The organism is Paenibacillus liaoningensis, from assembly GCF_059609455.1.
Map to the genome: position 1 here is coordinate 89,871 of NZ_JCAALU010000022.1, position 14,526 is coordinate 104,396.

Annotated in this window: 14 protein-coding genes; 8 read left to right on the forward strand and 6 right to left on the reverse strand. The window is 49.2% G+C overall.

Going from position 1 to position 14,526, the window contains the following annotated elements:
* Window positions 1–68: 68 nt before the first annotated feature.
* Together AC6B99_RS28680 and AC6B99_RS28685 are read left to right on the forward strand one after the other, a co-directional pair.
* A complete protein-coding gene (locus tag AC6B99_RS28680; RefSeq protein WP_081419046.1) occupies window positions 69–185 on the forward strand; it encodes a ribosomal protein L7/L12 in 117 nt (38 codons plus the stop codon).
* A 127-nt stretch (window positions 186–312) separates the two neighbouring features.
* On the forward strand, window positions 313–1,773 hold the full coding sequence (locus tag AC6B99_RS28685) for an MFS transporter (RefSeq protein ID WP_056040909.1): 1,461 nt from the start codon (window positions 313–315) through the stop codon (window positions 1,771–1,773).
* A 131-nt stretch (window positions 1,774–1,904) separates the two neighbouring features.
* On the opposite strand, the gene AC6B99_RS28690 is transcribed toward AC6B99_RS28685, so the two are convergent.
* From AC6B99_RS28690 to AC6B99_RS28705, 4 genes are all read right to left on the reverse strand, one after another.
* Window positions 1,905–2,957, reverse strand: coding sequence for an NAD(P)/FAD-dependent oxidoreductase (locus AC6B99_RS28690; protein WP_496664820.1), 1,053 nt, complete (start codon window positions 2,955–2,957; stop codon window positions 1,905–1,907).
* A complete protein-coding gene (locus AC6B99_RS28695; RefSeq protein WP_056040904.1) occupies window positions 2,954–3,943 on the reverse strand; it encodes an ABC transporter substrate-binding protein in 990 nt (329 codons plus the stop codon). The genes AC6B99_RS28690 and AC6B99_RS28695 overlap by 4 nt, the downstream gene beginning before the upstream one ends.
* 126 nt (window positions 3,944–4,069) lie before the next feature.
* Window positions 4,070–5,683 carry a helix-turn-helix domain-containing protein gene (locus tag AC6B99_RS28700; RefSeq protein ID WP_056040902.1) on the reverse strand — a complete coding sequence of 538 codons (1,614 nt, stop codon included), beginning with the start codon at window positions 5,681–5,683 and terminating at the stop codon, window positions 4,070–4,072.
* 82 nt (window positions 5,684–5,765) lie between these two features.
* Complete coding sequence (locus AC6B99_RS28705; RefSeq protein ID WP_496664835.1) at window positions 5,766–6,677, reverse strand: NAD(P)-dependent alcohol dehydrogenase; 912 nt, start codon at window positions 6,675–6,677, stop codon at window positions 5,766–5,768.
* A 236-nt stretch (window positions 6,678–6,913) separates the two neighbouring features.
* Here AC6B99_RS28705 and AC6B99_RS28710 point away from each other — a divergent pair, with 236 nt between their 5' ends.
* From AC6B99_RS28710 to AC6B99_RS28730, 5 genes are all read left to right on the forward strand, one after another.
* Window positions 6,914–7,360, forward strand: coding sequence for a MarR family transcriptional regulator (locus tag AC6B99_RS28710; RefSeq protein ID WP_494879685.1), 447 nt, complete (start codon window positions 6,914–6,916; stop codon window positions 7,358–7,360).
* 57 nt (window positions 7,361–7,417) lie between these two features.
* Complete coding sequence (locus tag AC6B99_RS28715) at window positions 7,418–8,230, forward strand: NAD(P)H-binding protein (protein WP_496664821.1); 813 nt, start codon at window positions 7,418–7,420, stop codon at window positions 8,228–8,230.
* A gap of 70 nt (window positions 8,231–8,300) precedes the next feature.
* Window positions 8,301–8,558, forward strand: coding sequence for a Crp/Fnr family transcriptional regulator (locus AC6B99_RS28720; protein ID WP_496664822.1), 258 nt, complete (start codon window positions 8,301–8,303; stop codon window positions 8,556–8,558).
* A complete protein-coding gene (locus AC6B99_RS28725; RefSeq protein ID WP_496664823.1) occupies window positions 8,558–8,821 on the forward strand; it encodes a Crp/Fnr family transcriptional regulator in 264 nt (87 codons plus the stop codon). Before AC6B99_RS28720 ends, AC6B99_RS28725 begins: the two co-directional genes overlap by 1 nt.
* Window positions 8,822–8,878: 57 nt before the next feature.
* The gene (locus tag AC6B99_RS28730; protein WP_496664824.1) at window positions 8,879–9,418 is read left to right on the forward strand and encodes an SDR family oxidoreductase; all 540 of its coding nucleotides are present in this window, start codon (window positions 8,879–8,881) and stop codon (window positions 9,416–9,418) included.
* Between the two features lie 164 nt (window positions 9,419–9,582).
* Here the strand turns inward: AC6B99_RS28730 and AC6B99_RS28735 are convergent, their stop codons facing one another.
* On the reverse strand, window positions 9,583–12,321 hold the full coding sequence (locus AC6B99_RS28735) for a winged helix-turn-helix domain-containing protein (protein WP_496664825.1): 2,739 nt from the start codon (window positions 12,319–12,321) through the stop codon (window positions 9,583–9,585).
* Window positions 12,322–12,536: 215 nt separating this feature from the next.
* Between AC6B99_RS28735 and AC6B99_RS28740 the strand changes: the two genes are divergently transcribed.
* The gene (locus AC6B99_RS28740; protein ID WP_496664826.1) at window positions 12,537–13,526 is read left to right on the forward strand and encodes an aldo/keto reductase family protein; all 990 of its coding nucleotides are present in this window, start codon (window positions 12,537–12,539) and stop codon (window positions 13,524–13,526) included.
* 47 nt (window positions 13,527–13,573) lie between these two features.
* Here the strand turns inward: AC6B99_RS28740 and AC6B99_RS28745 are convergent, their stop codons facing one another.
* Window positions 13,574–14,515, reverse strand: a complete 942-nt coding sequence (locus tag AC6B99_RS28745; protein ID WP_056040895.1) for a helix-turn-helix transcriptional regulator — start codon at window positions 14,513–14,515, stop codon at window positions 13,574–13,576.
* Between the last annotated feature and the right edge of the window lie 11 nt (window positions 14,516–14,526).

The following is a 14,526-nucleotide window of genomic DNA, read 5'->3' on the forward strand; positions in this document are numbered from 1 at the left end:
TGTTATAATGAACCATCATATAAGATACACTTTCCAATCAAGCAGCAAATATAGATGAACGATTGCTTATGCTGATCGCCGCAGAAAAAAGGATTCAAGCGATCAAGGAATACCGGGAAGTAAGCGGTGTTGGCCTCAAGGAAGCCAAAAATTATGTGGATGATTTGGAGCGGAGGCAGCGTTGACCCGCTTTGAGTTGCCTCTTGTACTCCTCTTTTCCAATTTTGAATCTTTAGTGTCTATCCTATTTCACTACTCATAAAGTGATAGAATAGAGTATTCCTTTCAAAATATAAATGAGGAGCAAAACAAGTGCGGTCACATCCAATTTATTTTTTACGTATAGCCGGTTTGCTAGATGGTATTTCTTTATTAGTGTTGCTAGGCATCGCGATGCCCTTGAAATATATTTGGGGGTTCGATAAAGCCGTAACGATAGTAGGGAGCATTCACGGGGGGATATTCTGTTTATATGCAGCAGCTATCCTTTATGCCGCGATTCGGGTGAAGTGGAGCCTGCTTTGGTCTGCCGCAGCTGCCATCGCCGCTTTTGTGCCATTCGGCAACTTTGTGCTGGACCGGAAGCTGAAGAAGGTGCAGGCCAATTATAGCTTACGGACTTTCAACTATGCGGTGCTCGTATACAGCATTGTGTTTTTTTCCTTTTTCGATTTATTTTCCCAGCTTCCGGTCATGAGTACGTTTGCAGCCTCTGTCGGCGCCAGCTCATTTATTGTAGGCTTTGTCATCGGGCTGTATTCGTTATCCAATACGCTCGGCAATATTTTATCGGGGATTATGACGGACCGGATCGGGCCCTTCAAGATTTTAATGGTGGGGCTGGTGCTATCCAGCAGCGCTCTGCTGCTCTATCATTTTGTAGAAGAACCGTTATTATTGATCATCGTCCGAATCATTCACGGTTTTGTTGCCGGATTAATTGTTCCCGCAGCATTTACCTTTTCGGCAAACACGACGATTAATGGCCAGCAAGGGAAAAAAGTCGCTTTCACCGGCACATTCGTTGGGCTGGCCGCCATTATCGGTCCTGCTTTCAGCGGCATTATGGCTAGCAAAACGTCCGTGCCCTTCGTGTTCACCTGCGTCGCCGTGATGGGCTTTGCCCTTGCCATCTTATCGGCCATTTTTCTCAGCAAATATAAAATTGCCAAAAAAGAGAAGGACGATGCTGCCTCTTCGCCAGCAGGCTCGATATTTAATGCTGGCGTGATCAAAGCGTATGGCGGTGCTTTCTTCTTAATGTTCTCCCAAGGCGTTATCGCTTATTTGCTGCCATTGCACGTGCAGTCTTTAGGATATGATTCGAGGTTAAGCGGCACTTTAATGAGCACGTTTGGCATTATTGCGGTACTCATCTTTGTCCTTCCGACCAATCGTATTTTTGACCGCGTTGCCCCAGCCAAAACGATGGCGCTCGGCATAGGCTTAATGGGATTAAGCCAGCTGCTCATTAGCCAATCGACGACGACTCTTACTCTATATGGCGTGCTCGGTTTATATGGGATCGGCTTTGCCTTCCTGTTTCCATCGATTAATACGATGCTGATTAATGCAACGCCAGCAGAGCTGCGCGGGAAAGCATACGGTTATTTTTATGCCTGTTTCTCCTTAGGGGTAGTTGTAGGCTCTTCCTTGTTAGGCTGGCTGCCCTTCAATACGCTTCAAGGGTTTATGTTTACTGGCGTTGTCCTGCTGCTGTTTGCCGCTTTTGTAGCGTTGAATGGGAAAAAAGATCGTGCTCTCAGTTACTAGCGACAGGTTTTCGGATGTTGGATGATCGGATGTTCAGATGTTGGCTAAACCCAAAAAATCGTTTTCTCACAAAAGGGATGCATTCGCCGCCCAGCTGTGAAAAAACGATTTTTTTATGGGATCCCTATTTTCTATTCGTGCTCTTTATTCAGAAGGGCTTTATTCCGCTCATTAAACTTTGCGTTATGTGAAGAAACATAGGCCATAGAAGGCGCTTTCGGCTCCAAATAAAGCTTGGCCCCATTCACGGCAATCGCCGCATCATTAAAAGCTCCGGCAATTAAATGCAGCTTATTGGGAAAGCTCGCTGTATCTCCCGCTGCAAAAATGCCCGGCAAATTCGTTCCCATTTTCTCATCGACTGCAATACTCCATTGCCCCATATCTAGGCCCCAGTCTACAATTGGTCCAAAATCGCTGAGCTGGCCATGATTGACGATGACGGCATCGACGTCTAAGCGCTGCGTATCCTCCGTCAACGCGCCATCTCCATCTGTACGTGCAATAGTGACCGCTTCAATCGCATCACCATTGCCATGCAATTGCGCAATTGCAAATGGCTTGAATACGTTAATCGAAGACTCCTCTACGTATCTCGCATTTTTCTCATGTCCACCCAGTCGCTCGCGGCGATGCACCACTGTAACGCTGGCAGCAATAGACTCAAGCTCCATCGCCCAATCCACCGCTGTATCGCCACCACCGGAGAGCAGCACGCGTTTGCCTTGAAAGCTTTGCAAATCCGTCACCGTATAATGCAAGTTCGTCACCTCGAAGCGGCTCGCTCCTTCCAGTTCCAGCTTCGCAACTTTGGCGACTCCGTAACCAAGCGCTAAAATAAGCGTACGCGTATGATGCTGTTCCCCCGTATCCGAAGTAACGATCATCGTCCCGTCTTCCAGCCGTTCGAGGTTCGTAATTTGCTGGCCGAGCACAATGGTTGGTTCAAAGGTTTGCGCTTGCTCGATAAGCTGAGCAATCAATTGCTCGCAACGGCTAGGCTTCAGCCCGCCGACATCCCAAATCATTTTTTCCGGGTAAATCAACAGCCTTCCGCCAAGCTCCTCCTTCGCCTCGATCAGCTTCGTCTTCATATCCCGCATCCCGCTATAAAAAGCGGCATACAAGCCCGCCGGCCCGCCGCCGATAATCGTTACATCATATAACTCCAGTTCCGTTGTCATTCTTTATCGCCTTCCCCAGTCAGTATGCGAACAGCATCATCAACCGTGACGTTAATCGAAATAGGGTCATAAGCAAACCACTTGTCAGCTTGAATTTTGTATACTTTGTTGTTTTTCACTGCCGGAAGATTAGCCCAGATGGCCGATTTCTGCAATTCATTATACTGGCTGTCGGCTTCTTCATCGGAAACGAGGACAAAAATACGATCTGCTGCATATTCCGGAATTTTCTCCAGCGATACATCCTCCGTGCTCGTGAAGTTTGGATTTTGTTCCATCGCTTGTTTGATCAGCGGCGTTGGCGTCAATTCCAAGCTGTGATACAGAGCATAACCAATATCGCGTCCGCCATATGCCCGAATGGATTTGCCAAAAAAGCGGATAATGGCTACCGTTTCCTCTTGGGATATATGCCCCTTTATCGCTTCTCTTGCTTTAGCCGCATTGGCGTCCATTTCCTGAATAAAGGCTTCCGCCTCGGCATCCTTGCCCAAAAGTGCCGCAATGGAGCGCAGTTTCGTTGCGACATCGTCGGTACTCCACGAAATGACGACAGTAGGGGCGATTTTGGAATAATCTGCATATTCAATATTGTCAAAATCCGTTGCGATAATTAAATCTGGCTCTAAAGCAGCGATGGCCTCCAAATTCGGCGGGAAATCGCCGATACCTGCAATTCCTTCCGAATACGGAGCCAGATTGGGGCTTGCTTTCCCGAGCTGGCGTTCCACTGCACCAACGGGCTTAATGCCGAGTGCTGCCAATTCACCAAGATAGTAGGTTGCTACAACCCGCTGGGGGTTAACGGGTATTTCCACCTCGCCATTTACGGTTGTCACCTTTCGGGTTTGTGCTTCCTCTACTGGAGCCGCCGCCTCCGCAGTTTGTGCAGGCTTGCTCTGATTAGCCGCCCCGCTCTGTCCACATGCCGATACTGCCATCATAATAACCAGCAGGCTGGCGATGAAAATCATTTTTGTGCGCATCTCTCATGTTCCCCTCTATGTTTGTGATATCGATAATCATTATTAATTATAGGGAGGAATAAGGAGCGTCGCTATATCCAATTATTAAAAGCTGCTGGTCATATTGTTAACGAGCTATGCTGTTCATTAAAACAATGGCATCACTTTCGTAAGTTGATCAGCGATATGAACGGGATCATAGTGCAGCCACTCGCGGTAATCCAAATAAATAACCGGTCTCTCATTTTTCAGCTCAAACTGCCGCCAATGCTCATTCATTCGCAGCAAATCATTTTGCTCGCCCACATCGGGCACCAAAATAATAAAATTGATATCGCCAGCAAAATCAGCCATTTGGCGCATTGAAATTTCCATGCTATGAAAGTTAGGATCTTGGGCCAAACGCTGCTGTATAACCGGATGCGGCAGCAGGCCGAGAAATTCATAAAAAATGCATCCGGCATCCCTTATGCCATATAAGTAGCAGCGGTTATTTTCGATTTTGAATAGGCTGACCGTCGCATTGGGAGCAATCCTGTCTTGCAGCTTCTCCCGCAGTCTTTTTGCCTGCTGATCCAACACTTCGATATAACGTATCGCTTCGGCTTCCTTTGCAACTAGGCGTGCAATCCATTTCAAATGCTCACGCCAGCTCAAACTTAGCCAAGGGATATGAACAACTGGCGCCAGCGAGCGAAATCTCTCCTGAACGCTCTCCATGCTGCTCGTTACAATAAGCTGGGGCTTGCTTATTTCCAGCCATTTTTTTTGGCTTTCCATAGAGGCAAGCATGGGAAGCTCCGTCACCTTAGCACGAACGTCTAACGGGATAACCTCATGGCTGCTGCTGCTGAAGCGGGCGATGCTTGGCACTACCCCAAGGGCAATAAAATGGTAGGTATACGGATACTCAAGGGAGGCGATACGCTCAGGTACAAAAGCTTGCTTATACATCGTAGGGCTCATCCCTTGCACCTTGCGAAATCGCTTGCTCATATACCAGGCATCACGAAAACCGGATCGATGCGCCAATTCATCAAGCTTGCTTTTATGCCCGTGCTCCTGCAGCAGCAGCTCCGATACACGATGCACGCGAAGCCGTTCCAATAAATCAGAAGGGCTGAACCCCGACACCTTTTTGCATAATACGGAGAAGTAGGTGCTGGAAATTCCAGCTTTTTCAGCTAATAGTTCTCTCGTCAGCGCTTCGGTGTAGTGCGACTCCATATAACGCAAAGCGGCCAAAACCGACTGCTCGGTTGTCCAGCGCTCATCATGGCCCGCTTGATGATCCTTTACCCACCAAAGCATCATCTGCTGAATGAGCATATGTGCCGTTAAGCTGCGCTGTGGCACTTCAGGATGTGTGATTGCAGTCGAAAATAGCTGCTCTGCCAGTGCAATAAGCTCGCTTGCATTGGGTGCGTGATTGTACATATGCAAATAAATAGCCCCCGCTTCCGCTAAGCTGCCATCCTGTGCTGGCATCCTAATAGATAGGGGCATAAATTCTATAAAAAAGACCCGGCATTCTCCATTTTCGGTTTCTGTTTGCAATACGCAGTCTCCTGGGCTGCCTAAAATAGCCGTACCCGAGGCCAGCTCCATTCGGCCATGCTCCATGCTCACAGCTCCAGCCCCTGCCATGCCAATCAGCATCCAATGAAAATGGGTTTGAAATAAGTACTCAGGCTGATTCGGACTGCAAGCCAGTTGTTGAATCGATTTAAACGCATATAGCACATTCTGCTCCGTTTCCATAGCCTTCCCCTTCCTTTTTACCAATGTACAAGGAATAGGGAAGTAAAACAACTGCTTTGCCGCGCTTAGTTCGTTCTTCCTCCTACTGCACGGCAATGACCACATTGCCTTTTTTATGCCCTTGATCCACATAGCGATGCGCCTCAACGATTTGCTCCAGCGGGTAGCTCCGGTCGATCACGCCTTTGAGCTCGCCGCGCTCAATCAGCTCCTTCAGAAACAGCAAATCCTCCACAAACACCTTCGCGACGCCCTGTCCCTCCACCGTTAAAAATGTCCCGTTCGGCGCCAGCGCCTTGCGGGCATGTGCTTTCGTGGTTTTGCCCACCGCATCTAAGATGATATCGTAACGCTCGCCTGTTTCCGCAAAATTATGCAGCGTATAATCAATAACATGATCTGCGCCGAGTGCCCCTACCCATTCCACATTAGAGGTGCTGCATACGCCCGTAACGTCTGCTCCAAAATGCTTGGCAAGCTGGACTGCGGCAGCGCCTACTGACCCGGAAGCTCCATAAATCAGCACCTTTTGGCCGCTTTGCAAAGGCCCCTTGCGAAAAAAATGCAGCGCCGTCGTTCCGCCGAATAGAACAGCAGCGGCTTCTTCATAAGAAATATTGGCTGGCTTATGCGTGACCAGGTCCTTTTCCGAGAGACAGACATATTCGGCATAGGCGCCAAAACGCATGCCCGTGAACGCATAAACGGAATCGCCTATGTTGAATTTTTTGACATCCTTGCCGACCGCTTCAACCACTCCGGTAAGCTCCACGCCTAAAATCGGCTGTCTTGGTTTAGTTATTCCGAGGAAGAGCCGCATGGGGAGCCGATATAAAAATGGACTTTTAAAGCCGCGAACTCGGCAATCCCCGGATGTAACAGAGGTTGCATGCACCTTAATTAAAATTTCATCGTCCTGCGGAGCCGGCTTATTCACTTCTTTGACCTGTAAAACCTCCGGTGCTCCATACTTTGTGCAAAATACAGCTTTCATCGTTTTCGTTGCGTTCAACGGTTTCATATAGATATCCTCCTGCGTGCATTTATATGCCATAAGTATAGAGGCAGGGAAGAACAGCAAGTAGCTACTTAAGTATGGTTTTGAAAATGGCGCTGGCGACACGATTCCCTTATCGGTTTAGCCTGACTCCCCTTTTATTGACATCTATCATTCGATATAGTATGTTTTATTTAGTTAAGCACTTAACCATATTCCTTGAAGGTGATACTATGAAAGACTTGCAGCAATATGTACTCGATTTGCCGCTTCATAATTCGGTGTTTTTTTCAATGGTTGAAACAACGGCGAGGCTAGTCGAGGTATCGGAGAAATATTGGCAATCCAAAGGACTTAATGGAGCCAGAATGCGTCTTTTAGTTGAAATCATGAAAGCAGGAGGCACCATCCTTCCCTCCAAGCTTGCAGCCAAAATCGGAGTCACCAAATCGAATATCAGCCTGCTGCTCATACCAATGGAGAGTGATGGGTACATTCGCCGGGAGCCTCATCCCAAGGATGGCCGAAAATCCGTCATCTCGATAACCAATGAGGGGCAGAGCCTGCTGCTGCAATATTTGCCCGAGAACCGACAAGGAATTGCTGAAAAAATGCAAGCGCTGGAGGAGCATGAATTACATCAGCTTTTAGCTTTATTAACGAAGTTGAAAAAGGGCTAAAGCTCTTTTTACCCATTTAGTTAAGGACTTAACTTTCTGTAGGAGAGGGTGGTATTTTTGTCAATCGTCATAACAGGAGCAAGCGGCAAGCTGGGGACTCTCATTTTAAATCAACTGCTCCACAAAGTTCCAATGAACCAGATCATTGCTTGCGTTCGATCTCGCGAAACGGCCAGGCCCTATGAGGAGCTGGGGATTACGGTACGTTACTGCGATTATGATCGCCCCGATTCTCTTGAATCCGCCTTCGCAGGCGCATCCAAGCTGCTATTCATTTCGAGCTCCCATCCTGATGATTCGATTCGTATGCGCCAGCATACCCAAGTGATTGAAGCAGCCAAAAAATCAAAGGTCGAGCAACTGCTCTATACCAGCTTTGCTTTTCCGGAAAAAGGCTCGATTCCGCTCCCTCACTTGCATTTAGCTACCGAGCATGCCATTCAAGCCACGGGTATCCCCTATACTTTTTTACGGAATGCCTTATATATCGATTTTATTGATACCCTTGATTTAAAGACGGCTATAGAACGCGGAGAATTGCGTGTGCCTCCCGGAGATTGGCTGTTTAATTCCATTCCTCGGCAAGATATTGCTCTAGCCGCTGCGGCCGTTCTTGCTGAACCCGGCCATTTGAACAAAACCTACGAGCTTACGGCATCCAGCCCATGGTCGTTCAGCGATTTGACTGCTGCGATGGCCGAGCTTGCCCGCAAGCCTATTTCCTTGCAGGAAGACGCCACCATTCAAAATTGGATATACGGCTTTCTCCGCAAAAGCGATGCTTCATCCACCTCCAATGATTTGGAGCAGCTAATCGGTCGTCCGTCCACCTCATTAAAAGAAAGCATAAAACCATTTATCTCTTTATAGCTTTATAGCTTTATAGCTTTATATGATCGCTGTATACAATCATTCCATTTTAGTAAGGAGCCATTTCTTTATGACGCATAGGTGGGAAGCTATATTTACCAAGCTGCAACAAATTTCGCCTATTCCTGAAGAGGAAGAGCAAGCCTTCAAGCGGTTAGCCGTGCACAAATCCATTGCAAAAAACAGCCATTTTATTCGAGAAGGAGAACAGGCAGACTGCATCGGTATATGCGTCAGCGGATTGTTTCGATTGTACTATACAACGCCTGACGGAGTGGAGTTCAATAAAAGCTTTTGCGCTAAAAATGATTTTATCGCAGCGAATTAATGATTATTCCGTATAAGGATTTTCAATCGTTGTATGACCGTCATATTTGTTGGGAACGGCTGGGGCGAGCTTTAATCGAGCAGTTATATGTAAAAAAAGAAAGGCGCGAGCGCGAGCTGCTTTTTCTGTCCGCTGAAGCAAGATACCGCATTTTTCTTGAGCAATACGCGTTAGAAGCCCAGCATGTTCCGCAGTATCATGTGGCCTCCTATCTGGGAATTACCCCTGTCGCCCTAAGCCGAATTCGCCGAAAATTAACCTAGGTTAATGAAAAGCTCCCCTCCTTGCTCTACAGTTGAGGAAAGAAAGGGGAGATTTTTTTGAAGCGATCCGGGCATACCATTCTCATTACCGGCGGGGCCTCAGGCATTGGGCTAGCTTTAGCTAAGCAATTCATCCGTCATAATAATCACGTCATCGTTGCCGGCAGGGATGAGCGCAAATTGTTAGAAATGAAAGCAACCTATGCGAGCATCACAACCTATGCTTGTCATATTGAGGTCGAAGAACAGCTGAATGCGCTTGTCGCGCAGCTGTACAATAACCATCCAGAGCTGGACGTTGTTATTAACAATGCCGGAATACAATATAACTATTCCTTATTGGAGGCGCAGCCTGCTTCTAAGCAAATAAAGGAAGAAATCGCGATCAATTTGACCGCCCCTATTGTTCTTGCCTCCAAGCTGCTGCCGCTGCTTGCCCGCCAGCATGAAGCCGCAATTGTTAACGTTTCATCTGGTTTAGGCCTCGTTCCGAAAAAATCTGCTCCCGTTTATTGCGCGACGAAGGCGGGGTTGCATCTATTTTCCCAATCCCTCCGCTATCAGCTGGGAAAAACAAAATATCGCCAGATGAGTTAGCTTCGCAATTTATGGATTATTTTCAAAATAACCGCTTGGAGGTGCCGATTGGCAAAGTGAAATGGCTAAAGACTATCCAGCGCTGGTTCCCGTCGCTTGCCGAGCGCATATTGAAAAATAGTTAGCTGCTTTAGCGGCATTACCCCACACGATTTTATTTTTCATTAAAATAGTCCTAACTCGCGGGCGCGTGCTACCGCTTCAGTTCGCCGCTTGACCTGCAGCTTGTCGAATATGTTGCGGTTATGGCCTTTGACTGAGCTTAGGGCGAGAAATAGCCGTTCGCTAATCTGACGGTTCGAGAGCCCTTGCTCAATCAACTGCAGCACCTCCAGCTCTCTTCCAGTTAATGGCTCAATAAGCGGCTCAGAGGCGTGTTTCAGCCGGTCTTTGCCTTCTGGACCTTCTGGACCATTTTGGCCTAATGGGCTTGCGTGACTTAGCTTGCCTATTTTCTCCTCGGCTTCACATGCAGCGAGCACCTGATTCCGATAGCTTGAGCCAGCTCCTCGGGCAACGATCTCTCGCAGCAGCTTGCGAATGGGCAGCCCTTCATCGACAAAAACGCGAATGAAGCCGCCGGGCTCAGCAAGCACCAGCGCTTCGGCCAACATAGCTGTGGCTTTGACCTTATCGCCATGTTCATACCAAGCGGCGGCTTGTGCCACACTTGCCTTGAGCCGTTCATACGGCAGCTCCTTCGCTTCCGCGTGCTCCCGCCACAGCTTTAAAATCGCAAGCGCAGCGGCTGGATTCCCTTGCGCTAATTCACACTTTGCCTCGCTGATCGCCAGCTCATTTTTTGCCGCAAGCTGGGCGGCCGCTTCGGTGCTGCCTTGGCGAAGCAGCACTAGCACCTGCACCTCTGCAATGGCCGGCATTTGCAAAGCATGCTGCTGCTGGCGTGCTGCATGGTCCGCCTTTGCCAGCAGTGCAGCCGCACCGCCGACGTCTCCTCTCGCCAGCAGCAGGCGTACAAGAAATACCTCGACCTCAATGGCATGGTCTGTATGCTCCAGCTGCTGCGTGAGTGGAAGGGCTATTTGGGCATACTGCTCAGCGGCATTCAGCTCATTCCATTGGTAATAAATGCGGGCTAAGCCCAAATAGGCTACGCCTGCTGCGGGCAGCGGCGGCTCTCCCGCCAACTCAAGCGCGTGACGATAAGTCCCTGCCGCCGTATCAAGCAAATTTTCCGCTTCTTGAATGCTTGCAAGGCCAATCGCCGCCATAAACGAAATGATGACATGCCCAATCCGCTCGCTGCTGGCCAACGCTTCAGCATAAGCCCTGCCCGCAGCGCCATATTCTCCCTGAAGCTGATACGCATAGCCGAGCGTCCAGGTCGTAGCTGTGCGAACAGAGTGATTATCCGGATGCAAATAATCGAGCGCACGCCGCGAATGAGCCAAAATCATGTCTGGCTGGTGCTTGCTCACCGCAAGCGTGGCGCGAATAGATGCTGTATGACCGATCCAATCACGGGTGTTCGCATCTTGGCAGGCGTCCGCTTGCAAAAGCTGTTCAGCAGCTAGCAGCTTCTGTTCAACACCGCTTAATTGTCCCGTCATCAGCAGCGCCGAAGCATAGAGCACGAATAGGGAAGGACGTGCCACAAACTCCTTTTCCGGCAGCGAATCCAGCCATTTCAGCGCAGGAGTGACCATCCCTCGAAAAATAAGGGAGACGCCATCTCCCTCCAGCAGTCTGGCAGCACCTTCAATGTCCTGAGCGGCTGCTGCATGGTGAAAGGCTTCCAGCACAAAGCCATTTAGCTCATACCACTTGCTCGCACGCCGATGCGATTCATTTACGCCCTCGCCTGCCGCATCCACAGATGAGCTCCCTTGCTGCTTCTGGGCAAGCCGCTGCCGCAGCAAATCGCCAAACAGATGATGATAGCGGTACCAGCGCCGCTCATTATCCAGCGGGACGATAAACAGATTAGCACGCTCCAAATATTCTAAAGTCGTTTGCCCATTTGCTTGGGAATCGGCTTCGGGATTGATTTCGGAAAATGAGCCCCATTCCCCGTTTTCTGGGCGAAGCACAGCATCGCAAAGCGGACCGCAAAAACGGTCGAGCATGGAGGTGCCCAATAAAAAATGCTGAATGGCTACAGGCTGCTGCTGCAGCACTTCTTCAACCAAATAATCCAGCACAAACGGGTGGCTGCCCGTAAATGAGTGAATAAAGCCGGACGTATCCGCTTGCCCCTGCATGGAGAGTCCGGCAAGCTGCATTCCTGCAACCCAGCCTTCTGTGCGATTCTCCAGCATGGCCATATGTTCGGTCGTCAGGCTCAGACCCATCACCCGTTCAAAAAATTCGCTTGCCTCGGGCAGCGTAAAGCGCAAATCAGCAGCGCGCACCTCGGTTAGCTGGTCCCGCACACGCAGGCGGGCCACAGGCAAGTGATGAAGCTCACGGGTGACAATTACAAGATGCATGGGTGGCGGCAAGTGTTCAAGAAGAAGAGTGATAGCTTGATAAATCGACTTATTTTCTAATTTATGAAAATCATCAAGTACAACCAGGAATGGGTGAGTAATCGAGGCGATTTCGCTCAGCAGCGCCTTGACCAACGTTTCAATGGGCAGCGGCTGAGGAGCTTGGAGCAGCTTTAGCAGGCCAACGCCAAAATTCGCCGCGACCGTCATCAAAGCAGCGTGCAAATAAAGCATAAAAGTGAGCGGATCGTCGTCCCCTTCATCCAGTGAAAGCCAGCACGCGGGCCTTCCGCAGCTTCTGATCCAATCGCTGGCGAGCGTTGTTTTGCCAAAACCGGCAGAGGCCGAGATGACCGTCAGCTTGCGGTGCAAGCCTTCATTCAACCGTTCAATTAGACGGGGGCGCAGCACAGCGTTCGAGCGCGGCACCGGTATATATAGTTTTGTAGACAATATTGGGGTTATCATAGCTCAATTATAATAATCGCATTCCTGCATCGTCAATCCAATAGATGATAGATGTTTGCTGTGCCAAGCCCGTAAGCTGGTCCTGCCGGAACGCAACGCTCCTGTTATATTTTTTTCGAATCAAAACAAAGGGAAAGTCATATTTCACCTATTTATGCAGGTTTGCTACGATTGCAGCAAGATGTAAAGGAGGCTTAACAATGAACTATCGAAAATTAGGATCCAGCGGCCTAGTCGTAAGTGAATTGGCTTTAGGGAACTGGATTACTCATGGGGCACAAGTAGATAATGAGACGGCTAGCGCCTGTGTTCATGCTGCATGGGATGCGGGGATTACGACGTTCGACACAGCGGATGTTTATTCGGAGACGAGGGCAGAAGCGGTGCTCGGACAAGCTCTGAAAGGCATTCGCCGAGAAAGCATCGAGCTGTGCACCAAAGTGTATCATCCAACAGGAACGGGCCCTAACGACAGAGGTCTGTCTCGTAAACATATAATGGAGGCTTGCCATGCTTCTCTAAACCGCTTGCAGACGGATTACATCGATGTCTATTATGCCCATCGCTTTGATCCGGAAGTATCGCTCGAAGAAACCTTTCTTGCTTTTTCGGACTTGGTGCGCCAAGGCAAAGTGTTATATGTAGGCGTCAGCGAGTGGACAGCCGAGCAGATTAGCAAAGGTGCTGCACTTGCCAGGGAGCTGCGTGTTCCATTGGTGGCCAGCCAGCCCCAATATTCCATGTTATGGCGCGTGATTGAAGCGGAGGTCGTTCAAGCCAGCGAGCGGGAAGGCATCGGACAGGTCGTCTGGTCCCCTCTTGCCCAAGGCATTCTTACGGGGAAATATTCGCCGGGTAAGCCATTTCCGCAAGGGTCGCGTGCAGCGACGTCGGCGGGTGCTCCCTTTTTCGAGAAATTAGCAGGCCAATGGCTGCGCACTGAAGTTTTGCAGGCGGTATCCAAGCTCTCCACTACTGCAAAAGAAGCCGGACTGACATTGCCACAGCTTGCCATCGCTTGGGTGCTGCAAAATCCACAAGTATCGGCCGCAATTATTGGAGCTTCGAATCCTGGGCAAATTCAAGAAAACGTCAAAGCCGCAGGCATTCGACTTGCTCCTGATTTGCTCAAGCAAATCGATGTGATACTAGAGGGGCTAATTGAGCGCGACCCTTCAAAAACCGGTTGAACTTGTTCTGGTTACTGGCTATATAAGTTGAACTAGGAAAGCTCATTTTAATCATATTTGGCCATCAGCTCAGATAAGGTTCTTTTTATACAATCCAACAGCTCTGGCGAATTTTTAATCGTCACAACATGTCCCAAGCTGATGAAAAACTTTGCAAAAAACAGCAGGTCACCTCTCGGGATACTGCCCTCGAGCCAGCCGGTTCCATCGCTTCGAATATGAAGCTTGGGTTCCGGCCAAGGCTCTCCCTCGCACATCTGCACCCCCTCTTTCGTAAGTTCGGCATAAAGTGCCACAGCATCCTGCTCTATTACGCCCTTCGCTTGTCTATTTTCAAGGTGAACATGCCTAAAATCCCGCGGTTCTGCTGTTGAAGCAGCCACAGCAACCATTCGGTCACAGCGAAACAAACGGAAGTCATCGCTCTGGAAGCAATAGGCGAGGCAGTACCATAAACCGTTCCTTGTATAGATGCCAATCGGCTGTACCTCGCGGCTTGTTCGTTTTTCCGAGGACTCGTAATCAATGAGCAGCACTTGCTGCTGGATAGCTGCATCCAGCAGAATCGATAAATACGGGGATTGGGCCTGCCTCGCAGGAGATACAAAATCAACGCGGCTCTTCATTTGATCAATGCGGTCCCGGGTATCCTGCGCCATATAATGATAAAATTTTCGCAATGCCGAAGAAGCATCAGCTTCAAATGGAAGCGATGAATAGTGGCGAAGGGCATGAATGGAGAAAAAGATAGCGACGGCTTCCTCCTCGGAGAAGGCAATCGGCGGCAAAATTCTTTCCTTCAGCACACGGTAGCCGCCATGAGGCCCCACCTCCGAATATAACGGCACCCCTAATTCGCTCAATTCCTGCAAATCTCTTAATATCGTTCTTTGCGAGACGCCAAACTCTTGAGCAAGCTCCTTTACGGTAAACTTGCGTTTGTGATTGACAGCCATCATTAATTCCATAAGTCTTTTGGATTTAGACATCCTAACACTCC